20 protein-coding genes are annotated in these 24,543 nt (G+C 33.4%); 8 read left to right on the top strand and 12 right to left on the bottom strand.

Annotated elements, in window-relative coordinates; translation table 11 throughout:
* Positions 1-9: 9 nt before the first annotated feature.
* A protein-coding gene (gene prfB, locus ACWNT5_RS17360) for a peptide chain release factor 2 (RefSeq protein WP_299895894.1) occupies positions 10-1,108 on the bottom strand; the annotation gives its coding sequence in 2 pieces (ribosomal slippage) (positions 10-1,044 and positions 1,046-1,108; 1,098 coding nt in all).
* Between the two features lie 108 nt (positions 1,109-1,216).
* On the opposite strand from prfB, the gene ACWNT5_RS17355 reads away from it, so the two are divergent.
* On the top strand, positions 1,217-3,628 hold the full coding sequence (locus ACWNT5_RS17355; RefSeq protein WP_456518058.1) for a zinc-dependent metalloprotease: 2,412 nt from the start codon (positions 1,217-1,219) through the stop codon (positions 3,626-3,628).
* 53 nt (positions 3,629-3,681) lie between these two features.
* The gene (locus ACWNT5_RS17350; RefSeq protein ID WP_456518057.1) at positions 3,682-4,698 is read left to right on the top strand and encodes a threonine aldolase family protein; all 1,017 of its coding nucleotides are present in this window, start codon (positions 3,682-3,684) and stop codon (positions 4,696-4,698) included.
* Positions 4,699-4,753: 55 nt separating this feature from the next.
* On the opposite strand, the gene ACWNT5_RS17345 is transcribed toward ACWNT5_RS17350, so the two are convergent.
* Positions 4,754-5,074 (bottom strand): YegP family protein, encoded by a 321-nt coding sequence (locus ACWNT5_RS17345; protein WP_299602241.1) that lies wholly within the window; start codon positions 5,072-5,074, stop codon positions 4,754-4,756.
* A 235-nt stretch (positions 5,075-5,309) separates the two neighbouring features.
* Here ACWNT5_RS17345 and ACWNT5_RS17340 point away from each other — a divergent pair, with 235 nt between their 5' ends.
* Positions 5,310-6,413, top strand: a complete 1,104-nt coding sequence (locus tag ACWNT5_RS17340) for an OmpA family protein (RefSeq protein WP_456518056.1) — start codon at positions 5,310-5,312, stop codon at positions 6,411-6,413.
* A gap of 64 nt (positions 6,414-6,477) precedes the next feature.
* Here ACWNT5_RS17340 and ACWNT5_RS17335 read toward each other — a convergent pair whose 3' ends face one another.
* Positions 6,478-6,792 carry a YbaB/EbfC family nucleoid-associated protein gene (locus tag ACWNT5_RS17335; RefSeq protein WP_456518055.1) on the bottom strand — a complete coding sequence of 105 codons (315 nt, stop codon included), beginning with the start codon at positions 6,790-6,792 and terminating at the stop codon, positions 6,478-6,480.
* Positions 6,793-6,939: 147 nt separating this feature from the next.
* Between ACWNT5_RS17335 and ACWNT5_RS17330 the strand changes: the two genes are divergently transcribed.
* The 3 genes from ACWNT5_RS17330 (at position 6,940) to ACWNT5_RS17320 (ending at position 11,540) form a co-directional block, all read left to right on the top strand.
* Positions 6,940-9,000, top strand: coding sequence for a S9 family peptidase (locus tag ACWNT5_RS17330; protein ID WP_456518054.1), 2,061 nt, complete (start codon positions 6,940-6,942; stop codon positions 8,998-9,000).
* Between the two features lie 91 nt (positions 9,001-9,091).
* On the top strand, positions 9,092-10,132 hold the full coding sequence (locus ACWNT5_RS17325; protein ID WP_299602232.1) for a PLP-dependent cysteine synthase family protein: 1,041 nt from the start codon (positions 9,092-9,094) through the stop codon (positions 10,130-10,132).
* 148 nt (positions 10,133-10,280) lie between these two features.
* Positions 10,281-11,540: an aminotransferase class I/II-fold pyridoxal phosphate-dependent enzyme gene (locus ACWNT5_RS17320; RefSeq protein ID WP_299602230.1), complete on the top strand. Its 1,260-nt coding sequence runs from the start codon at positions 10,281-10,283 to the stop codon at positions 11,538-11,540.
* 61 nt (positions 11,541-11,601) lie between these two features.
* Here ACWNT5_RS17320 and ACWNT5_RS17315 read toward each other — a convergent pair whose 3' ends face one another.
* From ACWNT5_RS17315 to ACWNT5_RS17275, 9 genes are all read right to left on the bottom strand, one after another.
* The gene (locus tag ACWNT5_RS17315) at positions 11,602-11,799 is read right to left on the bottom strand and encodes a hypothetical protein (RefSeq protein WP_456518053.1); all 198 of its coding nucleotides are present in this window, start codon (positions 11,797-11,799) and stop codon (positions 11,602-11,604) included.
* A gap of 335 nt (positions 11,800-12,134) precedes the next feature.
* On the bottom strand, positions 12,135-12,314 hold the full coding sequence (locus tag ACWNT5_RS17310; RefSeq protein WP_456518052.1) for a hypothetical protein: 180 nt from the start codon (positions 12,312-12,314) through the stop codon (positions 12,135-12,137).
* 101 nt (positions 12,315-12,415) lie between these two features.
* Complete coding sequence (locus ACWNT5_RS17305; protein WP_299602226.1) at positions 12,416-12,610, bottom strand: hypothetical protein; 195 nt, start codon at positions 12,608-12,610, stop codon at positions 12,416-12,418.
* 87 nt (positions 12,611-12,697) lie between these two features.
* Complete coding sequence (locus tag ACWNT5_RS17300) at positions 12,698-12,889, bottom strand: hypothetical protein (protein WP_299602224.1); 192 nt, start codon at positions 12,887-12,889, stop codon at positions 12,698-12,700.
* Positions 12,890-12,993: 104 nt separating this feature from the next.
* Positions 12,994-14,115, bottom strand: a complete 1,122-nt coding sequence (locus ACWNT5_RS17295) for a GTP cyclohydrolase (RefSeq protein WP_299602221.1) — start codon at positions 14,113-14,115, stop codon at positions 12,994-12,996.
* 210 nt (positions 14,116-14,325) lie between these two features.
* Positions 14,326-15,636 carry a RagB/SusD family nutrient uptake outer membrane protein gene (locus ACWNT5_RS17290; protein ID WP_299602218.1) on the bottom strand — a complete coding sequence of 437 codons (1,311 nt, stop codon included), beginning with the start codon at positions 15,634-15,636 and terminating at the stop codon, positions 14,326-14,328.
* Positions 15,637-15,646: 10 nt separating this feature from the next.
* On the bottom strand, positions 15,647-18,814 hold the full coding sequence (locus ACWNT5_RS17285; protein WP_456518051.1) for a SusC/RagA family TonB-linked outer membrane protein: 3,168 nt from the start codon (positions 18,812-18,814) through the stop codon (positions 15,647-15,649).
* A gap of 277 nt (positions 18,815-19,091) precedes the next feature.
* On the bottom strand, positions 19,092-19,793 hold the full coding sequence (locus ACWNT5_RS17280; protein ID WP_299602215.1) for a FadR/GntR family transcriptional regulator: 702 nt from the start codon (positions 19,791-19,793) through the stop codon (positions 19,092-19,094).
* Positions 19,794-20,046: 253 nt separating this feature from the next.
* Positions 20,047-21,750, bottom strand: a complete 1,704-nt coding sequence (locus ACWNT5_RS17275) for a transporter (protein WP_456518050.1) — start codon at positions 21,748-21,750, stop codon at positions 20,047-20,049.
* Between the two features lie 61 nt (positions 21,751-21,811).
* Here ACWNT5_RS17275 and ACWNT5_RS17270 point away from each other — a divergent pair, with 61 nt between their 5' ends.
* On the top strand, positions 21,812-22,081 hold the full coding sequence (locus ACWNT5_RS17270) for a DUF4834 family protein (protein WP_299602210.1): 270 nt from the start codon (positions 21,812-21,814) through the stop codon (positions 22,079-22,081).
* A 31-nt stretch (positions 22,082-22,112) separates the two neighbouring features.
* A complete protein-coding gene (locus ACWNT5_RS17265) occupies positions 22,113-24,542 on the top strand; it encodes a YfhO family protein (RefSeq protein WP_456518049.1) in 2,430 nt (809 codons plus the stop codon).
* Position 24,543 lies beyond the last annotated feature (1 nt).

Below are 24,543 nucleotides of genomic sequence, written 5' to 3'. Positions count from 1 at the left end.
AATTATTGTTTAGTCTTCATTTTTTTGTCCCATCATCATAAGGTATGCTTTCAGAAAAGCGTCAATATTTCCATCCATAACTGCATCTACATTACCAGTTTCTTCAGCTGTTCTTACGTCTTTTACTAATTTGTAAGGATGCATTACATAATTACGTATTTGGGATCCCCATTCGATTTTCATCTTAGAAGCTTCAATCTCGTCTCGTTGAGCCTGTCTTTTCTTAAGTTCCAATTCAAAAAGTTGAGATTTTAGCATTTGTAATGCTTTTTCTCTGTTATCATGTTGGGATCTGGAATCGGAACAAGATATTTGAATTCCCGTAGGGAAGTGCGTAAGCTGAACTTTAGTTTCTACTTTATTTACATTTTGTCCACCAGCTCCACTAGACCTAGATGTAATGATTTCATAATCTGAAGAATTAATATCTATTTCAATACTGTCGTCCGCCAAAGGGTAAACATATATTGAAGCAAATGAAGTATGTCTTTTTGCATTGCTGTCAAATGGAGAAATACGCACTAAACGATGAACACCATTTTCTCCTTTTAGCCAACCAAAAGCATATTCCCCTTCGATTTCTAAAGTCACTGTTTTAATACCTGCAACATCACCTTCCTGGTAGTTCAGCTCTTTTACCTTAAAGCCTTGTTTCTCTGCCCACATTAGGTACATACGCATTAGCATACTTGCCCAGTCACAACTTTCGGTTCCACCAGCACCTGCTGTAATTTGAAGAACAGCGCTCATACTATCACCTTCATCACTAAGCATATTCTTAAATTCAAGATTTTCGATTAAATCAAGTGCTTTTTGATGATTTGTATTTACTTCTTCTTCAGTGGCATCTCCTTCTTTATAAAACTCAAATAGGATTTCGAGATCATCAATAAGGCTTACACCTTTTTCATACTCAGAAACCCATTTTTTTTCAGAGTTTAAAGCCCGCATTATTTTTTCTGCTTCTTGGGCATCGTCCCAAAAATCTGGAGCATACGTTTTTTCTTCTTCGTTAGCGATTTGGATTAGTTTGGCATCAATGTCAAAGATACCTCCTTAACGCAACCAGGCGCTCTCTAAGATCTTGTAAAGTCTCAGTATTGATCATATTTTGATTATTTTTTGACAAAAATAGGATTTAACAATTCAGTAGGAAATAATTTTGCTATTATTTTATAGTTTTAATTCTTTTGTAATTCACATTAATCATTTTTAAATGAGACTATATTTTTCTTGCTTCTTTTTAATAGTTGCTCAATCACTTTCAGCTCAATTTTTAGATTCACATAAAGAATTAAAATCATATAAAGGTTTCTTCGATTTTCACTATAGCGAAGATAAAGATGCCATTTATTTAGAAGTAGATAAATTGGATGAAGAGTTTTTATATGTTCACTCGTTAGCTTCGGGTCTTGGTTCTAATGATATTGGATTGGATAGAGGGCAAATAGGTAATGGTGTTATTGTAAAATTTGTTAAAGCTGGAAATAAACTACTCTTGGTTCAACCGAATCAAAGATATAGAGCAATAACAAATAATAAATTAGAAAAGAAAAGTGTTGAACAGGCCTTTGCGAAATCAGTCTTATACGGTTTTAAAATAGAAGAAAATAAAAATGGTTCTTATGTAATTAATTTAACTCCATTTTTGATGCAAGACACACATGGAGTAATTAATAGATTAAAAAATCAAAATGAAGGCAACTATAGTATCGACAAGAGCAAAAGTGCATTAAGTTTAGAAAGAACTAAAGCATTTCCAAAAAATGTAGAGTTTGAAGCACTTTTGACCTATAAAGGAACTCCAAAAAGAGGTAATATTTGGTCAGTTGCTCCCGATGCTAAATTTCTTACCGTTACTCAACACCACTCTTTTGTACAGTTACCAGATGATAATTATAGAAAACGTGAATTTGATCCTAGAAGTGGAGCACTTTCTATTTCATATTTGGATTATGCCACTCCGATACAAGAACCGATTGTTAAGAGATATATTAAAAGACATCGATTAGAAAAGAAAAATCCAGAACTAAAGATGAGTGAAGCTAAAGAGCCTATTGTTTATTACTTGGATCCAGGAACGCCAGAACCTGTAAGGTCTGCATTACTAGATGGTGCTAGATGGTGGAATCAAGCGTATGAAGCGATTGGATTTGAAAATGCTTTTCAGGTAAAAATGCTTCCATCAGATGCTGATCCCATGGATTTACGATATAATGTAATTCAATGGGTGCATCGTTCTACGCGTGGTTGGAGTTATGGAGCAAGTGTGGTAGACCCAAGAACAGGAGAAATTTTAAAAGGGCATGTAAGCTTAGGAAGTTTAAGAATTCGTCAGGATTTCTTAATAGCTCAAGCATTATCGAATAAACCTTTTGCTAATAATGATGATAATTACAAACCTATGTTAGAAATGGCTTTAGCAAGAATAAGACAGCTATCTGCCCACGAAGTGGGGCATACTATAGGTTTTGCTCATAATTTTGCAGCCAGTACTAGTGATAGAGCATCTGTTATGGATTATCCGCATCCTACCATTAGATTAAAAGATAATCAAATTGATTTTTCTGACGCGTACGATACTAAGATAGGGGTTTGGGATAAAGTAACTGTAGCTTATAGTTATGCTGAGTTTAATAGTAAAGCTGACGAGAAAAAGGAATTAAATAAGATTTTAGATGAAGCATATGCTTCGGGTTTACGTTTTATATCTGATAGTGATGCAAGACCTCAAGGAGGAGCTCACGGCTTGGCTCATTTATGGGATAATGGCAGCAATGCTTCTGAAGAATTAAAAAGTGTATTGGAAGTACGAAATCATGCAATTAAAAATTTTTCTGCTGATAATATTAGAACTGGAGAGCCATATTCTGTTTTGGAAGACGTGTTTGTTCCATTATATTTTTTTCATAGATATCAGACGGAGGCTGCTGTAAAATTAATAGGAGGTCTTAATTATAATTATGCTACTAAGGGTGATATGCAAACCATTGTAGAAGTAATTCCAGTAAAAGAACAAAAGAAAGCGTTAGATCAGATTTTGAATACCATATCTCCTGAAGTTTTAGCAATTCCTGAAAGTAAATTAGGTTTATTTCCACCTCGTGCTTTTGGTTATAATCGTACCAGAGAGTCTTTTAAAAGTAAAACAGGAGTAGGGTTTGATGCTTTAAGTGCTGCATCTACTGCTTGTGATATGAGCTTATCTTTGTTGTTAAATAGCGAAAGGGTGTCTAGATTGGTGCAGCAGAGAAGTTTAAATAAAAATGCGTTAGGGGCATCTGAGGTGATCGATAGATTGATACAACAAGTTTTTAATTCAGAATCAAAAAGTGATTATTATAATGAAATACAAAACGTTGTAAAAAATAATACGTTAAAGCATTTAATGAAGTTAGGTAATGATAAAAACGCATATCCGCAAGTACAGGCTATCGCTTATAATTCGTTGCAAAAAATAAGTTCACTGTTAAAATCTCAAAATACTAACGTATTAAATAAAGTTTATAATGCCTACTATGTGAAACAGATAGAGAATTTTATAGCTAATCCTAAAGATTTTAAACCAATGTCATCACCTAAGATTCCTGATGGTTCTCCTATAGGAAGCTTTCAATGTAATTTTTAATTTCATTCGCATATTCTCTAAAAATACTAAGAACTAATTACTTATTCTAAAATATGATTATTGATCTAAGAAGTGATACTGTCACTAAACCAACTTCTCAAATGCTTGAAGCGATAATGAATGCCAAAGTAGGGGATGATGTATATAAAGAGGACCCAACAGTAAATGCACTAGAAGAAAAGATAGCAACCATGTTCGGTATGGATATGGCTTTGTTCTTTCCTTCTGGTAGTATGGCTAATCAAGCGGCAATTAAATTACATACACAACCTGGTGAACAACTTATTGCAGATAAATATGCTCATGTATATAATTATGAAGGTGGAGGTGTTTCGTTTAATAGTGGTGTGTCCTGTAAGTTGATTGATGGGCATAGAGGAATGATTACTGCAGATCAAGTGGAATCATCTATCAACCCACCAGATTTTTACCATAGTCCGCTAACAAGTTTGGTGTGTATAGAAAATACTACTAATAAAGGAGGAGGAGCGTGTTACGATTTTGATGAAATTTTAAGGATAAAAAGTGTTTGTAAAGAACATAACTTGGGATATCATTTGGATGGAGCAAGATTATGGAATGCGATTATTGCTAAAAATCAGCGTTTTCAACAGTATGGAGAAGTGTTTGATACGATATCTGTATGTTTAAGCAAAGGTTTAGGAGCTCCTATGGGTTCTGTACTAGTCGGGAAAAAAGAATATATGCAAAACGCTATAAGAGTTCGAAAGGTATTAGGTGGAGGAATGAGGCAAGTAGGGTACATGGCTGCAGCTGGGATTTATGCCTTAGATAATCATATGGATCGATTAATTGAAGATCATAAAAAAGCTACAGAAATAGGTGAAGTGTTAGAAAAGTTATCCTTTGTGAAAAGTGTGGAGCCAATAGATACGAATATAATTATATTCACTATAGATAGAAATGAAGAAGAATTTATAGCACAGATGGCAGAAAAAAACATTCATTTTTATGGAATGGGACAAGGAAAGCTTAGGTTCGTTACTCATTTAGATTACACTACCCAAATGCATGAATATTTTATGAACGATGTGTTGACGAAAGTTTAAAATAAAAAAGGCTGTTTGATGATCTCAAACAGCCTTTTAATTCTAATTAAGAATTTTATATCTCTTTTGTGTCCGCTCCAGGAGCATTTTCTTTTACAGAATTTATTCCGTTTTCCATTCCTGATTCAGAAGTATACATTTGACTACTTCCAATTATTTGACCATTTCCTGCTTTTAGATTAAAATAAAACTTACCGTCTTTTGAAGTTTTTCTTTCATATCTGCCATCTTCAGATGAGTTTTTCTGTACAGAAGCAATTCCATTAACAGCAGCGGCTTTACTATTATACACTTCGCTACTCAGAATTACCTGTCCGTTTTTGGCTTTAAGCGTAAAATGAAAATTAGATCCCTCTTTATTTTTGAGTTCAAACATATTATAGTTGTTTTTTAAAATGTTAACTGATTTCTATAAAAGTATATAAATAAAAGGAAAAACAAAAATGATTAAAACTTCAAAAAGTACCCTTTTGAGTATTTTATCGAGTAAAAAAACAATACGTCGAAAATGCCTTCTTTTTTTGGAATCTTAATTTTAACATTTCTTTTTGATGTGGATAAATTTGTACCTTTAAGTGTAACATATATAATAACCACAAAAATCATCAAACATGAAAAATCGTATTTTACTTATTTTCCTTGCATTCGTAGGTGTAGCTGCACAGGCTCAAGACCTTCCTGCAAATCCAGAACCTGGAAAATGTTATGTACGTTGTACCACTCCTGATATTTACGAAAATCAAACAGTACAAGTGCAAATAACACCTGAATACAGAAAATTAAAAACATTTCCTGCTACTTTCGAAACAGTAACTGAGAGAGTTTTGGTAAAAGAGGAAACTAAGAAGTTTACTTATGTACCAGCTAAGTATAAGAATGAAACAGTAACTTTTATTAAGAAGCAAAAAGCATCTAAGTTATCTGTAATTCCTGCAAAATTTGGAAAAGGTTCAGAAACTTTAGAAATTAAGCCAGCATATGCTCAATGGGAACTTGGTTCTCCTGCTCCAGATTGTGCATCTAGTAACCCAGATGATTGTCGTTACTGGTGTTATAAAGGATATCCAGCTGAATTTACTACGGTAGCTGTACAAACATTAAGCTCTGATGCAACCACAAGAAGTACTCCAATAGATGAATTAACAAGTACTTATACTAAAAGAGTAATTGCTGAGCCTGCAAAAGTGATCGAAGAAGTAATTCCTGCAGAGTATGCAACGATTACTAAAACAGTAATGGTAAAAGACGCATATAGTGAGGAAGTAGTAGTTCCGGCTACATTTAAATCAGTAAGCAAAGAAGTGCTTACTCAAAAAGGAGGTTTAACTACTTGGAAAGAAGTTGAGTGTTCATTAGTAGAATATTCTGCGTTACCAATCAACTGGAATTTAGGTAGTGCTACCCTTACTTCTCAGGCAAAAAGTATAATCGATACTAGATTAATGCCAGTATTAGCAAACAATCCAGGAGCTAAAATGGAGATTGCATCGCATACGGATGCTAGAGGATCAAAGTCTAGTAACAAAAGTCTTTCTGAAAGAAGAGCGCAAGCAGTTGTAACTTATTTATTGTCTAAAGGTATAAACGGAAGTAGATTAGTAGCTAACGGATATGGTGAAACAAGATTAAAGAACAGATGTTCTGATGGTGTTTCTTGTACTGAGCGTCAGCATGCGGCTAACCGTAGAACTGAATTTAGATTGATTAACAACTAATCTACGTTAAAGAGTATAAAAAAAGGAAGCAATTTGCTTCCTTTTTTTATTTCTATAGATTCATTTATTTAAAAAGATCTAACCCTGGTATATTAGGCATTCCTTCTTTAGCAACTGCAGCTAATTCTGTCTCATTAACAGATGTAGCTTTGGCTATTGCCTTATTCATTGTTAGAATTAGATAATCCTCTAATTGTTCTTTGTCATTTAACAACTCATCTGCAATAGAAATGCTTTTAACTTCTCTATTTGCTGTAATAGTAACTTTTAGAAGATTATCAGAACTAGATTCATCTACCATAACAGTATCTAATCTTTTTTTAGTTTCTTCAACTTTTTTCTGGGTTTCCTTTAGCTTACCCATCATATCTCCAAACATCGATTTTGTTTTTTTAGAATTTATTAAGAACAAAATTAGTATTTTACCTGTTAATAAACTAAGAGATTTATGCTAAAAGTCTAAGGGTTATATAAATGGTAACTCTTACTTTTGCATCTTCGTATAGTTCAAATAAATATCAAGAAATTGCAGATAGAAGTTAAGAATCCCGTTGCAGAAAAGAAAGCTACTCATTTAGAAAAACATGGTGATGTTCGTATTGATAATTATTTTTGGTTAAATGATAAGGAAAACCCAGAGGTAATTAAGTATTTAGAGCAAGAGAATGAGTATAATGAAAAGATGATGGGGCATACTAATGACTTTCAAAAAAGCCTTTTTGAAGAAATGAAAAGTCGTATCAAAGAAGATGATTCTTCGGTACCATATAAGCTAAATGGTTATTGGTATATAACGCGCTATGAAACTGGAAAGGATTATCCTATTTATGCAAGAAAAAAAGGAAGTCTCGATGCAAAAGAAGAAATTTTATTTGATTGTAATGAAGAAGCTGAAGGACATTCCTATTTTAAAATGGTAGGTCTAAATGTTAGTCCAGACAATACTTTGATTGCTTTTGGTGTTGATACTTTAAGTAGAAGGAAATATACCATTAGAATAAAAAATCTAATAACAGGAGAAATATATCCTGAAATAATTAAGACTACTACAGGTGGAAGTACTTGGGCTGCAGATAGCAAAACCTTATTCTATACAAAGAAAGACGAGGAGACCTTAAGATCACATAAAATATATAGACATATTCTTAATACAGATTCATCTAAGGATATAGAAGTGTATCATGAGTCTGACGACACCTTTAATACCTTTGTTTACAAAACCAAATCTAAACAATATTTGGTAATTGGTTCCAGTAGCACTTTAACATCAGAATATCATATTCTCAAGGCAAATGACCCTACAGGTGATTTTAAGGTGTTTCAGGAGCGTATTAGAGGTTTAGAATATGGGATAGCACATTATGATGGTAACTTTTATGTGCTTACTAATGCAGATGAAGCCAAGAATTTTAAATTGATGCAAGTTTCCGAAGAAAATACTTCAAAAAAGTATTGGAAAGATCTTATTCCTCATCGCAAAGATGTATTACTAGAGGATGTGGATATTTTCAAGGATTATTTGGTGATCAGTGAGCGACATAATGGTTTAAATAAGATAAATATTAAACGATGGGATGGTAAAGAAGATTATTATCTTCCTTTTGATAATGAAACCTACACCGCTTATGTTAGCACAAATGTTGATTTTGACACTAAAATCCTAAGATACGCTTACAATTCTTTGACTACTCCTAATTCAGTAATTGATTTTGATATGGAATCAAAAGAAAAACATGTCCAAAAAGAACAAGAAGTTTTAGGTGGGAAATTTGATAAAGCGAATTATGTTTCCGAACGTGTTTGGGCAAATGCAAAAGATGGAACTCAGGTTCCGATTTCATTAGTATATAAAAAAGGAATTAAAAAAGATGGAAGTAATCCTTTGTTACAATATGCTTATGGATCTTATGGCTCTACTATAGATCCATATTTTTCTACAGTGAGATTAAGTTTATTAGATAGAGGATTTATCTATGCAATCGCTCATATTAGAGGAGGAGAGTACCTTGGTCGTTCTTGGTATGAAGATGGTAAACTGTTTAAAAAGAAGAATACATTCACTGATTTTATAGATTGTTCTAGGTTTTTAATAGATGAAGGGTATACTTCTACAAAACATCTCTATGCTATGGGAGGTTCTGCAGGAGGGCTGTTAATGGGAGCGATCGTGAATATGGCTCCTGAGTTATATAATGGAGTTGTGGCAGCAGTACCTTTTGTTGATGTAGTTACTACCATGCTAGATGATACAATTCCTTTGACTACTGGTGAGTATGATGAATGGGGAAACCCTAACGAAAAGGAGTATTATGAATATATGAAATCGTATTCTCCATATGACAATGTTGTAGCTCAAAGTTATCCGAATATGTTGGTAACAACAGGTCTACACGATTCTCAAGTTCAGTATTGGGAACCTGCAAAATGGGTTGCTAAACTACGTGAATTGAAAACAGATGAAAATTTATTATTATTACATACTAATATGGAAGCTGGTCATGGCGGAGCCTCAGGAAGATTTGAAGCTTTAAAGGAGGTAGCCGAGGAATATGCTTTTTTATTAGATTTAGAAGGTATAAATCATTAATTAAAAAAATTAACGTAACTTCGTAATGTTTTTCTAACAGTTTATAGACTCCCCTCACTAAGTTCTATAAACTTGTTAAAACACAACCCTTATGAAAGAAAATATACAAGCTTATAATAATGTTTTAGAGCTTATAGGTGACACACCACTTGTAAAATTAAACAGAGTTATGAAAGGCTATCCTGGGAATTTCTATGCGAAAATAGAATCATTTAATCCCGGACATTCTACTAAAGACAGGATAGCATTATACATTATAGAACAGGCAGAAAGAAAAGGTATACTTAAACCAGGTGACACCATTATAGAAACTACTAGTGGTAATACTGGTTTTAGTCTGGCAATGGTTAGCGTAATTAAAGGATATGATTGTATTCTTGCAGTTAGTTCCAAATCTTCAAAAGATAAAATCGCAATGCTTAAAAACATGGGAGCAAAGGTGTATGTTTGCCCTGCACATGTTAGCGCTGATGATCCTCGATCGTATTACCAAGTTGCCAAAAGACTGCATGAAGAAATAAAAGGTTCGGTTTATATCAATCAGTATTTTAATGAGCTAAATATTGATGCTCATTATAATTCAACCGGTCCTGAAGTATGGAAGCAAACTGGAGGAAATATAACTCATTTTGTAGCTTGCTGTGGAACAGGAGGTACCATTTCTGGAACCGCAAGATATTTAAAAGAACAGAATAGCGATATCAGAGTTTTGGGTATTGATGCCTATGGATCCGTATTAAAAAAATACCACGAAACTAAAGAGTTTGACGAGGAGGAAATTTATCCTTATCGAATAGAAGGTTTAGGGAAAAACTTAATACCTACTGCTACAGATTTTGAGATTATCGATAAATTCGAAAAGGTAAGTGATGAGGATAGCGCCCATTCTGCTAGAGAATTAGTAAGAAAAGAAGGTATGTTTTTAGGATATACTAGCGGTGCTGCAATTCAAGGTATAAAGCAATTAGCTAAACAAGGTGAGTTTGACGAAAACAGCAATGTTGTTGTCATATTACCGGATCATGGATCTCGTTATATGAGCAAAGTTTTTAGCGATGATTGGATGATGGAACAAGGATTTTTTGATAGCGTTCATGAAGAAGATGCTACCAAAGTCCAGTTTGTGAAATAAAATTTAATAAAAAATAAACTAGAGCATCTGATAGTTTACAGATGCTTTTTTTGTGAAAAATAGATATTGTAGTGAATTGGTATATTATTATGGTATCACGTCAATTTTCTGTATTTTCGCACACTTAAAGAAATCAAATTTACGGTAGATGAGAGATTTATTTGATAAAATATACAAAGACAAAGGGCCTCTAGGGAAATGGGCGGATCAAGCAGAGGGATATTTTGTATTTCCTAAATTAGAAGGTCCAATATCAAATAGAATGAAGTTTCAGGGTAGAGAAGTAGTTACCTGGAGTATCAATGACTATTTAGGACTGGCAAATATGGAGGAAGTCCGTAAAGTTGATGCTGAGGCAGCAGCGGCTTATGGATCAGCATATCCAATGGGTGCAAGGATGATGAGTGGTCACACAGATCTTCATGAACAATTACAGAATGAACTTGCAGAATTTGTGCATAAAGAGGCTGCTTATTTGTTGAATTTTGGATATCAGGGAATGGTGTCTACCATAGATGCATTGGTTAGTAAAGACGATATTATTGTATATGATGTAGACGCTCACGCTTGTATTATTGATGGTGTTAGATTGCATCAAGGACAACGATATACTTACAGGCATAACGATATAGAAAGTATCGAAAAGAATCTTATGAGAGCTACTAGAATGGCTCAGAAAACAGGAGGTGGAATATTATTAATCTCTGAAGGTGTTTTTGGAATGCGTGGAGAGCAAGGACGATTAAAAGAAATCGTTGCTCTAAAAGAGAAATATAACTTTAGATTATTCGTAGATGATGCTCATGGTTTTGGAACTTTAGGTGCCACAGGAGCAGGAACTGGTGAAGAACAAGGAGTGCAAGACGATATCGATGTGTATTTTGCAACTTTTGCGAAATCTATGGCTAGTACAGGAGCATTCATCGCTGCAGATCAGGAAATTATTGATTATTTAAAGTACAATCTACGATCTCAGATGTTCGCAAAATCATTACAGATGCAATTAGTTGTTGGTGCACTTAAGCGTTTAGATATGCTTAGAACAATGCCAGAACTAAAAGCAAAGTTATGGAGAAATGTAAATGCTTTACAAAATGGATTGCGAGACAGAGGTTTTGATTTAGGAACTACGCAAAGTTGCGTAACACCAGTATATTTGAAAGGTAGTATACCTGAGGCAATGGCATTAGTTAAAGATCTAAGAGAGAACCATGGAATCTTTTGCTCTATAGTGGTATATCCAGTGATCCCTAAAGGAATGATTTTATTGAGATTGATACCTACTGCTTCGCATACCTTGGAGGATGTAGAAGATACATTGAATGCTTTTTCAGCTATTCGAGAATCTTTAGAAAATGGAACTTACAAAAAGATGTCTGCTGCTCTTGCAGAAGCAATGGGAGAGTAGTTTATATAGATGATATATACAAAACAAGCACCTCTGAGATGTTCTCAGAGGTGCTTTCTATTTATTCGCAGTTAGGAATTGCTAAAGCATATTCATATCTTAGGCATATTCCGTTACAACAAACATCTCTAGGATCTTGACATCCGTTACCATTGTATTCACAACCAGCTCCCCAATCAATAAACCCTCCTTTAATACCCTTTTTTTCAAAGTTTTTTAACTGATTTACTCCTTTGATTTTTAAAATCTGTTTTAACATAATAATTTTGTTTAAAAAGTTAATAATTCAAAAGTCATATTACGTTTAGCTATCCGGATAATAATACAATGACTTATGTAACCTAAACCTTTGTTTTAAAGAGGGTTTGTTACTTTTAGATATTGTTATTTTTATGTTAATAATAATTTGAATTATTGATTGAAAGGTTTTAAAAAATTACAAAAGTCCATCTTCGGATGGACTTTATATTTCGGTGATTTAATAATTTAAATTCAATCTTGTACTAGTACAACCTCGAAAGAAAATCTTCTAATAAAGTGTCTTTTATACTATATTTTAGTTGCCTAAGTTCATAACTTGAATTCCTTCTTGCTTTAATCACAACTTAATACGGCGTAAGTTGGATTGGTACAACCGGTTTGTCCACAACAAATATATGTTCTAGGACATAATATACCATTACAGATGACTTCTCCATCTCCACCTTTAATTTTTTGTAATTCTTGTTTTTTAAGTTCTCGTACGTTGTCGATTTTTAAAATGTTTTTGATCATGATTTATAGGTTTTAAAATAAGTAATATTGTTTTTTAATAATGATTAATGAGAAGGACAAGCCTATAAAAATTGTGTTTTTTGATAGCTATGTGAATTACCTTAACAGTTAGGTAATTCAAATGCGATCAAGGGATTAAAACAAACTCCAGTACAACAAATATGATTTGTAATACAATCAGAGTCATTATAACATAAAGAACGCCCAGTGTTTAGATGATCACCTCCTTTGATATTTTCTTGTACCGTTCTATTTAATTTTTGTACACCTTGAATTTTTAGAATGTTGAGTAACATAATTGAGAATTTTAAGTTTAAAAATGATTTGTAATGAAATAATAGTGATCTACCTATTATTTATTAGTAATTAGAAGACTGTTATTCTTATCGGCAGTGATATTCTGGACCTTGTACACATCTTCCATTAACACAAGTACAACGACCATCTGTATTAATAGAACAGTCTAAGGTTAAAGGTCCAAAATTACAATATGGACTGCTACCACCGTTAATAGATAATTGTTGTTTCTTTTGGAGTTCTTTAACTCCATTTAAGTTTAAAATGTTTTTGATCATAACTATTTGGTTTAAAGAGATAATATTTCTTTCCAAAATAGCTTATAAATGGGGAAATTTTAAACTTTTTGTATTAAAAATCTATTAAAATAACTGAAGATTTGTTAAGAAAAATATTTTCTGTAAGTCCTTCTCATTTTATGCTGCTCATGTTCGTAGTCATTCCAAAGAGCCTGAATAGCCTTGTTTTCTTCTAATTCAGGATTGGTTTCTACCATTTCAATTCCGTTGCGAATAAAGGTTTCGTTCATTTCTTTAAATATCAAAGCGGTAACACCTTTGTTTTGATATTCTGGATCAACCCCTATTAAGTAAAATGCTGCAGTATCGTTTCTGCGTTGTGCTTTAAGAATATGTAAAAACTTTAAGGGATAAATTTTACCATTCATTTTCTTTAAAGCTTTGGAAAAAGAAGGCATTACAATAGAGAAAGCGATGAGTTTTCCAGTGTTATCCGCGATACAGGTAATATATTCTGGATTTAAGTAGGGTAGATACTTTTTCTTGTACATTTCTACCTGATATTGTTGTATAGGCACAAAGGTCTGCAAACTGCTATATGTTTTATTAAGTAGATCAAACATATCATCTGCATATTTTAATAGCTCTTTACTCTTCCTGAACTTTAGTAGTTGAAGTTGATAACGCTCCTTAATTATTTTCGCAAACTTAATAACCTTTTCTTTAGTCTCTTTTGGAACTTTAATTTTATATTCAACCCAAGTTGCAGCATCTTCAAAACCAAGTTGTTCCATATGTTCTTTATAATATGGATAATTATACCAAGTGATCATGGTATTAAGCTCTTCGTACCCCTTAATAAGGATACCTGCTTTATCCATATTAGAAAAACCTACTGGGCCTTCCATATATTCTAAAGAATGTTGTTTTCCAAATTCAGTAACTTTTTCTAAAAGCGCTTTTGTAACTTCGATATCGTCAATTACATCAAACCAACCAAAACGTACTTTTGCTTTTTTTTGTTCCTTTACCTCAATCCAATTGATAATAGCTGCTATTCTACCTACAATTTTATTGTCGCGATATGCTAAAAAGTATTTTGCTATTGCATTTTTAAAAACAGGATTCTTTTTTGGGTTCATTACATCCAATTCTTCCTTAATAATCGAAGGAACGTAATAAGGAGAGTCTTTATATAATTCAAAGGGAAACTTAACAAATGTGGTCAAATCTGCTTTGGAGGTAATTTCTTTTATGGTAATCATACAACTTCGCTAGTTCATAGCAAATATATAACGCTTTTGTCAAACATCTTAACGTATTTGTATCATTTTAATAAATTACAGAATAAGTTTATTGTATTTAGAAACTTAGATGTTTTCAAAAAAAACTCCATTAATCAAATTAATGATTAATGGAGTATAGGATACTGAACAAACAATAATTTCACCTATTGTTTTTTAACACACACAACTTTAGTATCCAGGATTTTGAGTAATGATACCATTACTAGCAAGTATTTCGGAATCGGGAATTGGGAACACATAATAGTTAGGATTAACAGTTTCTCCCATTTCCACATCCACGGTACCTGTTCTAACAAGATCAAACCATCGTTGTCCTTCAAAGGCTAATTCTAATCTTCTTTCATCTGCAATAGCTTGTCTAACTTCTATTTGTGTATTTGCGGTACCGCTTAAACTGGCTAAACCAGCTCTAGTTCTAATATCATCTAGTAGACTTAAAATAGTTGCTGATTGAGATCCATCTCCATTATTATTTTCATTAAGTGCTTCTGCATACAATAAAATGACATCTGCTAATCTCAATTCGATCCAATCTTGATCTGGATTTTCAGATAAATACTTTATTCCTCTAACGGCATCTTCATCCACCGTGAGAGCTTTTCTATTAACATCTCCTGCCGCATCAAATGCAGCTACTAAATCTAAGTCCAATGGTTCAAAAGATTTTGAATCATTACCAATATACCAACCTGTAAACTCTGTAAAACCATATTCATCTGGAATTGAGCTTGATACTTGAGTCGCAAAAAGAATCTCAGAGTTTAAATCATTGGCATCTCCAAAAATATCAGCAAAGTTAGCCTGTAAACTTACGCCTGCATCTGCTGCACCATTTACCACAGCTGCGAGATATGATTCTGCACTAGTAAAGTCGCCTATTTGCATGTAAACTTTACCTAATAAACCTTGAGCAGCTATTTGTGTAGCTCTACCGTTTGATAAGCCAGAATTATTCAGAACTGATATGGCATCTTGTAAGTCTGGGATAATAATATTATTGTAAATGTCCGCAGCCGGTTGTCTTGTTAAATCTAAGCTAAGATCTCCAGAACTTAGATTTACAGTAACATCTCCAAAAACACGCACTAGCTTAAAATATGATAAAGCTCTTAAAAACTTTGCTTCACCAACATCTGTCGTATTTGCTGAATTTTCAATAACATTGTTTGCACTTAAAATTGATCTATATAAAGCAATATAAAACGGTTCAAAGAACTGATCTTCCATAACTATGAGATCACTATTGAATCTATCAAAAGACGGGTAAGGCTCTTCTATCATTAATGCATTATCAGCTCTAAAATCTCCCATTACTGCCATAGGAGTTACCGAACCTAATTGATAGAAGTATGCTGCATTAAGAACACCTTCAAAATCAGTTAATGAATCTGAATTTGCGATATTTGATGGCACCTGGTCTAAATCTTCACAGGCAGCGATGAATAACGCCATTGCCAATAATAAAATGATTTTTTTCATTTTTTCTTTTTTAAAAATTAACATTTAAACCAAACGTAAAACTTCGTACAATAGGGCTTGCACCAACTTGAACACCATATGTCGTCGGACCTGCGTAACCGCTATTTCCAGTTTCAATACCTTCTGGATTATATGAAGTGTAATCATCTCCCCAGATGTATAATAGGTTAGTAGAGGCTGCATAAATTCTAAGAGAATTCAAACCTATTTTGTTTATTAATTCTCTATTTAAAGTATAACCTATAGTTAAATTTCTTAATGCTATATACGAAGCATCCTGAATACCGTGATCGGTTTGTCTTCTGTTACCTATATAGTGCTCTCCATTATGATCTGCAATACCATCGTCATTTGCATCAAAAGTATCTACCAATCGACCAGACCATTGTGATTCATAGTAAAGAGGGTCAATATTATATACTTCTGCTCCGTGGGATCCCTGCCATTGCATAGAGAAATCAAAAGCCTTGTAGCTCATAGAGGAATTTAATCCCCAATAAAAATCGGGTGTGGCTTGACCTATTTTTACATAATCATCGCTATCGATAACACCATCTCCATTTTGATCAACTACATAGGATTCTCCCGAAGTATTATTAGGATGTCTTGTAGGATCTTCTAAAAACCTCATTTCTACTTCACCAATAGTTTCTAAGCCCCACATTTCACCAATTTCTCCACCTACATAATTTCTAAATATAGGACCTCTACCACTTTGACCATATTGAATTTGAGGAAGTTCATCTACATTGTCTAGATCAGTAATTTCTGTATTCACTGTAGCTAGGTTTGCATTAATATCCCATGTAAAATTTTCATTTTGAATAAGACTAGCGGAAAGTTCAAACTCAAGTCCAGAACTCGTCATATCACCATTGTTTACTATTATAGAAGGTTGACCAACAGTAGTATAGGATACGGTGCTTCCTATTAACATATCTTCGATGTCAGAATTATAATAGTCTACGCTTAGTCTAAAACGATTATTAACAAACCCTAAATCAATACCATAATTTGTTTCTGTATTCGTTTGCCAGGTTAAATCAGGGTTATTTACATTACCAGAAATTCCAAATCCAGTACCGAAAACTGTAGGAATAGGATTTAAAAGGCTTTGTGCATCAAAATCATTTAAGAATGAACTGGTTCCTAAAGAACCTGTACTAAATCTTAGTTTTAGAAGACTTAAAGCATTTGATTTCCAAAAGTTCTCGTTATGAACATTCCAACCTAAGGACATAGCAGGAAAAACTCCATACTGTTTGTTCGCTCCAAAACGAGAATCTCCATCTCTTCTAAGTGAAGCTGATACTAAATAACGATTATCATATGCATATTGTATTCTACCAAAAACACTTTTTCTTGATCTAGTGATTTCAGTTTCCGTTGTAGTAATATCTTCTGGATTTAACAGATTGTAGTTGATAATATCGCTATTGGGAACATTAGTACCTACAAGAGAAGTACCGTTAATGTAGTTATTTAAAAATTCATAACCGATCACTGCATCAATATCATGTTTGCCTATAAGTTTATTATAGTTTAATGTGGTGGTGCTTAAAATAGATGAAGCATTTCTAGTACTCTCGTCTAAATCCGTTTGATCGGTACGTGCTCTTGAATCTGCTCCTAAACCTTGATAATAGTAGTTTTGAGTATTATTAAAATCTCCACCTAAGGCGGTCTTTAAAAATAAACCATCCATGATTTCATACTGTATATAGGATGAAAGATTTGCGAAATAAACTTTTTGCCAAGCATCCGCATTATCTAATTTTTGGGCAGGCCCAGCATCTCCTGAACCCCCAATTCCGTTATTATCTCTACCGTAATGCCAATCATCAACTCTATCTCCTGGTTGTAATTCATAGATACTTGTTGGGCCAATACCACCTCTATAACCATTATCAAAAGGTGATAACCCTAACCCTTGTGCTTCCGCATCTAATGCTTGCACGAATGCAATAGATTCTGCTGTATGATAAACAGGGTGAACACCATAAGCTCTCAATAGATCTCTCATATCGTGTGCTAAGATGTCTCTTCTAGATGCAAAACCGTTAAAGCTTAATCCAGCTTTAAATTTATCACCAGATTGAGTGTCAATATTTAATCGTGCATTAAATCTTTCAAACCCTTGTGTTATTGCTACCCCTTCTGCATTTTGGTATCCTACAGATCCGAAAAACTTCGAGTTTTCGGAGCCACCTGACATACTAAAATCATGATTTGTGGTAACACCAGTTCTAAATAACCAGTCTTCTGGACTAATGGCACCAGGAGAATTTTCATATGCTCTTAATCGGTATTCTACAAAAGCTGGATCAACTTGTGATAAATCCCAATTACCAGCAGCAATTTCCTGTCTTGAAAATGCAGCCCATTCAGGTCCCGATTTTAAGATGTTTTTTCGGTATTTGTTGGAAATACTAATGAATGAATTATAACTAAATTGTGGTCTTCCTGATTTACCCTTTTTTGTTGTTACCAAAATAACTCCGTTAGCACCATTTGCTCCATATATAGCTGCTGAAGCCGCATCTTTTAATACTTCTAAGCTTTCAATGTCGCTAGGATTTACAGTAGCTAAATTTCCAGAAATTTGATAACCATCTACGATGATTAATGGTCCAGAATCACCGGAGAGAGAAGAAGCCGCACGTACCTGAATTTTTGGATTGGCACCTGGCTCAGGATTTTGATTTTGTATAAGTACACCGGATAATTTACCTGCTAAGGCTTCATCCACACGAGTTGCCTGTATTGCTGCAACATCGCTCCCTTTAACTTGAGCAATAGCACCTGTATTGTGTGATTTCTTTCTAGTTCCATATCCTACAACAACTATTTCTTCTAATGCTTCAGAATCTTCTTCCATTTTCACATTTAAAGTAGTTTGGTTAGATATTGTAATAGTTTGGGTGGTAAGTCCTATGTAGGTAAACTGAAGTACATCTCCTGAGGACACCTGTATTGCATATTTTCCATCAAAATCTGTAACTGTACCGTTAGAGGTTCCTTTAACCAGAACACTGACGCCTGGTATAGGCGTGTTTGTTTCTACAGATGTTACGATACCAGTTAACTCATAACCTTGTTGAGCATAGGAGTTAAAATGATACAATAACAATAGCGTAAACATTAAAAAGCTTTTAAATTTTACAAGTAATCGTTTCATTGTTTAGTTTATTTTAGAAATAAGCACATAGCCATTACTGGCTATTTTTAATTTGTGTGTATTGCTATTACTTAACTAAACATTAACAAGAGTAAAGGTTTAACTCTATATTATTTGTTACCTTTGTCAATGCGTATTTGTTTAAGTAATAAAGCGTATTATTCATTTTAACAGACTTCTCTCTCGAAACTTGAAGTGATAAATAGAATAATTTAAGAGGATAGGTTTCACCTGTCCTTTTTTCATTTAATGTTTTAATTTACATAGGCAAGGAGTATTAGGTTCTACAGTATTGGTATAAATCATTAAAATGTATTTTCAAGCTTTCTGTAGCTTGATCTGGATCATTATTTTTTATTGCATTTACGATATCTTGGTGTTCTTTAATTAGGGTAGAAAAGTTGGTTTTATCGCAAATTTTATTTGTTACGAAATTTGTTATTATTTCAGGAGTTATAACGAGCATTAATGAATTAATAACACTATTACAACTAGCTTCTGCTAATTTTAGATGAAATAGTAGATCTTCATCGATAGCATTCTCTCCATTAATAGATTTATTTATGTAAGCTTCATGAGCAACCTCTATTTGATAAAGTTGTTGCTCTGTTCTGCGAACAGCGGCTAGTTTAACAGCCTTTGTTTCTAAGATCAATCTGGTTTCTACTAATGATTTAAAATCCGGTGTTTGCAAGTGTAGAATATTGGCCATCATAGAATTCAATGCACCTACACCTATTTTGGAAACAAAAGTTCCACTCTTAGGATATTTTTTTACAAGTCCGTAAAACTCTAATTTTTGAATTGCTAGTCTTAATTGACTTCTACTCACTCCAAATTTTTCCGATAAGGTTCTTTCGGAAGGTAATTTGTCTCCTGGTTCGAGTTGACGGTTTATAATTAATTCTCTTATTTTAGAAATAACCGTTTCAATTTCATCTCTAGGAGATAATGATTCTGGTTTCAAGTTAGTTTTCATAGTTTATAATTGGTCAACCAAATTGGTTAACCAAATATAAGGTAATTATTTTAACCTGCGTATTTTTTATGTTAAAAAATGATGGAAATACTAATTTAGCGCATGCTTTTATTAGGAATTATCATTTTATTGCGTAAATGTTTTTATCGTTACTTACGGAAATTATGGAATTAAAAAAGGCTGAGTACAATAGCACTCAGCCTTTTTCATATGGTATACAAACTCGGATGTTATTTCCGGAATATATTAATGATTAATTATCATTATTATCATTTTCCTCTTTTTCTTTTTCTTCTTTTTTTCTCTTCTTTTCTTCAGCTTTTTTACGCTTTTCTTCTTCCTTTTTTCTTTTCTTTTCTTCTTTCTTTCTTCTTTTTTCTTCAGCTTTTTTACGCTTCTCTTCTTCCTTTTTAGCTTTTTCCTGCTCTTTCTGTAACTTCTCGTAAGCAGCATCTATATCTTCTTCGTCCTCTGCGTCTTTCTTGTCATCAGTTTTATCTTCTTTGGCATCAGGTTTCGTGTCAGAACCGAGCTCTTTTTCCATCTCTTCCAACTTCTTGAGTTCTTCATCTATCTGCTTCAGTTCATCATCCACACCTTCGTCTTGCTCCATTTTATCCAATTCGGCATCGATGTCTTCGATCATTTTTTGCTTTTCTTTTTCTGCCTTTAATTTTGCTTTTTCAGCTTGTTTTGCAGCTTTAGCTTCACGTTTTAGACGTCTTCTTTCTTCTTTCTTAAATTTCTTTTCGTCTTTTTTATCCTGCTTCTCTTTTTCAATTCGTTCGCGTTCTAAACGTTGTGCTGTTCTTCTTTCATCTAGGTCTTTCTCCATTGCATCTCGATGACTACCATCTTCAAAATCATTAATGAATGGAGTTTGCTCTTGTTTTAAACTATCGTTTTCAATTTCTTCGATTTCTTCATCTAACTCCAGGCCATCTTTATCTTTATCATCTTCCTCTTCCTCGTTTTCATCCTTTTTGATCCCGCTTTCGAATCCTGGCTTTTCAATAATCTCATCTTTACGATGCCAATCAAACCTATAGGAAGCACCAAGACTTACTCTAAATATCGATGGAGTATCTTTAAAATTAGTGGCAATGTTGGCATCTATTTGCAGATCCTGATTCCATAAATAGGCTCCACCAAGTCTTATAATATTATCGCTATAGAAATCACTCTTTTGTCCTTGGTATTCACCAAATATGGCCCATTTATCATTTAGAGTATGAGTACTTGTGATAATCCAACCATAAGCGGGATTATCCGTAGTGATTTTATCTACAATAAGATTTGTAACTAATACCCAACTACCAGCATTGCTCGTCCACCAGTTGTTTTGAGTCATTATAACAATTTTTGGACTTATGGTTGCATCCGTTGGAAAAGTAAAAGCGTTATCTGTATTTACATAATTCATACCTACGTATGCAGAAACCGCTGGGATTAAACTTTTCCACTTAAATCGATAACGTTCTTTCCAACTTTTTAACTCATCATAATTGATAGAGTCATTTTCTTTAGGTTTTTTATAAGGATCATAAATAAGGTATTTAACTCCTATAGTATTGGATTCAAAGTCAGTTTTTCTGATTTTTTGTTCGTTGGCACCAATAGTTTGCCTGATCCCTTCACTTCTAAAACTACCATCTAAGCTAATTTCTAATTGCTCGATAAGTAACCCGTATCTTATGTTATAATCAAAGTTGAATGTACTTGATTTTGTATCAAATATTTTATGTCTTTCTCTTCCGAAACCTAATCCACCTTCAAGTTGTAATACATTATTACCAACAGAAAAGGCACCTTGAGAAACTCCAGGTCTGTTTGTATTAATCTTTTCAGTGTATTGAGCAGTTGAAGTTAGACCAAGTAGCAATAGGCTAACTACCAGCAGCATCGATTTAGGGCTCATATTCCATAGATTTGGTTCAAATATAGCAGATTTTATCATTTTTTTAGGATTGACTGCCTGTAATTGTATAGAGAGTTCCCTATTTTTGAAAAAAAATAATATGCAAGAGGCTTCTTTCTTAGGGGTATTAAAGGTAATTCTCATTCTGTTATTGATATATTACGGATTAAAGATACTAACGCGATTATTTGGTCCTCTATTGCTTAGATATGTAACAAAGAAAGCTGGAGAAAGATTTCAACAACAGTTTCAGCAATATAATCAGTCTCAGTCTTCTGGAGATAATGATGTAACCATTGATAAAAAGCCAAAACAAAAATCTACTAATAAAGATGTGGGAGAGTACATCGATTTTGAGGAAATTGATTAATTTGGCGGCTCATACATAAATTGTCATTCGCATGATGCCTTATCTAAAAAGAATTTTACCTCATATCTTCGTGATTTTAGGTTTTATTATCGTTTCATTAGTTTTTTTCAATCCTGTTCTTAGCGGAAAAATGATATATCAAAATGATATAAAATTATATGAAGGTACGGCTAGGCAACAAAATGAATTTCGGAAAAATACCGGAGAGGAAACTTTTTGGAATAATGCAGCCTTTGGAGGGATGCCCACATATGCTTTAGGAGCAAAGTTTCCTCATGATTATATGGATAAGTTGGATCGATTGATTCGGTTTTTACCAAGACCTGCAGATTATCTCTTTCTGTATTTAGCCTGTTTCTATGTTTTGTTACTGGTGATGCGAATTCCTTGGAAAATGGCAATTGTTGGAGCTTTGGCCTTTGGGCTATCCTCTTATTTGATTATTATAATAGGAGTGGGGCATAATGCAAAAGCACATGCTATAGCTTATTTTCCATTAGTTATTGCTGGTATACTTTTAGTATTTCAAAAACGGTATGTCTGGGGATTTCTGCTTACCGCAGTGGCGATGGGATTGGAAATACAGGCTAATCACTATCAAATGACTTATTATTTAGGTTTATTAGTAGTTGTCTTGGGAATAAGTTATTTAATAGATGCTTTCAAAAAGAAAGAATTACCACATTTCTTTAAGTCTTCAGCAATATTGATCGTTGCTGCTTTTTTAGGTTTGGCGACTAACGCTACTACGTTATTATCTACAGCGGAATACGCAAAAACAAGTATACGAGGTAAAAATTTGTTAGCTGATGCCACAACGAAGAGTTCTGAAAAGAATGGACTGGATTATGAATACATAACGGCGTATAGTTATGGAAAGTTAGAGTCTTTAAACCTTTTCGTTCCTAAATTAATGGGACTAGGTAGAGCTTCTGATTTGGGGAAAGAATCAGCTTTCTATCAAAAGCTATTGCAGTTAGGCGAGTCTCCTGAAACCGCAGATTATTATGCTAATATTACTGGCTTATATTGGGGAGCTCAACCTTTTGTAGAAGCACCTCCTTATCTTGGGATTACAGTTGTTTTTCTTGCATTATTGGGATTACTTTTAGTAAAAGGTAGATTGCGCTGGTGGTTACTTGGCGGAATGATTGTGTCATTAACTTTAAGTTGGGGTAAGAATCTAGATTTTCTTACACGCTTTTTTGTTGATTATGTTCCCTTATACAATAAATTTAGAGCGGTTTCCAGTATTCAGGTACTACTAGAATTTGTAGTGCCAATTGCAGCAGTATTTGGACTCTACCAGCTTTTTAATGAAAAAACAGAGTTTAAAGAAAGACAAAAGAAATTTTTAATTTCTTTAGGAGTGTTTGGAGGATTATGTTTGATATTCTGGTTGTTTGGTGGAAGCTTATTCAGTTTTAAATCTCCAAATGATGTACAGGTGGCTATTAAACAACCTGCTATATTCGATGCCATCAAAGAAGATCGTATTACGATTATGAAAAGTGATAGTCTTCGATCTTTATTATTTATTCTTCTAATAGCTGGATTACTTTGGTTTACCTTAAAGAAAAAGATTTCTGAAAATCTAATGCTGGTTGGAGTTGGTATTTTAGTGATTCTGGATTTAGGAGGTGTAGATCGACGCAGTGTAGATAGTGATTCCTTTATTTCTAAAAGAGAATATAAACAATATTTTCAGCCAACAGCTACTGATAAACAGATTCTTAAAGACAACTCTTATTATCGTGTATTAGATCAGGCAAGAGGGTTTAGAAATTCTCATACCAATAACTTCTTCAATTCTATAAATGGATATTCTGCCGTAAGACCTAGGAAGATTGATGATATTTATAATCAACACATTTTACAAGGAAATCTAGAGGTTGTGAATATGTTGAATGTTAAGTATGTAATACAGCAAAATGAAGATAGAAAATTAACCGTACAAGAAAACCCATCCATAAATGGACCTGCATGGTTTGTTTCTGAATTAAAATTTGTAGATGGTTATAAGTCTGAATTTGATGCTTTAAACGATATAGATACCAAAAACACGGCTGTTATTAGAAATGAGTTTAAAGATGAGTTAGAAAGTTACAAACCAGTAAAAGATAGCGTTTCTACCATATCAATTTCGAAAACAGATCCAAATCATTTAGCGTATAATATGTATACGAATAAACCTGGATTTGTTGTTTTTTCGGAAACCTATTATAAAGACGGATGGAATGCTTATATCGATGGAGCTCCTGAGACTGTTTATCCTGTAAATTATATGCTTAGGGGTATAAAAGTTCCTGCAGGTAAGCATACTATTGAGTTTAAATTTGAACCACAAGTAGTAAAAACAGGAAGTTCTATTACTTTGGCAAGTTCTATTATCTTTGGGTTATTGTTTTTAGGAGCTTTGTTTTTTGAGTATAAAAAGAGGAAAACAGATGTTTCTGAATAGC

This window comes from Aquimarina sp. 433 (genome assembly GCF_054054605.1).
Note: the sequence above shows the minus strand (reverse complement) of the source record. Positions and strands in the feature narration are given on the sequence as shown.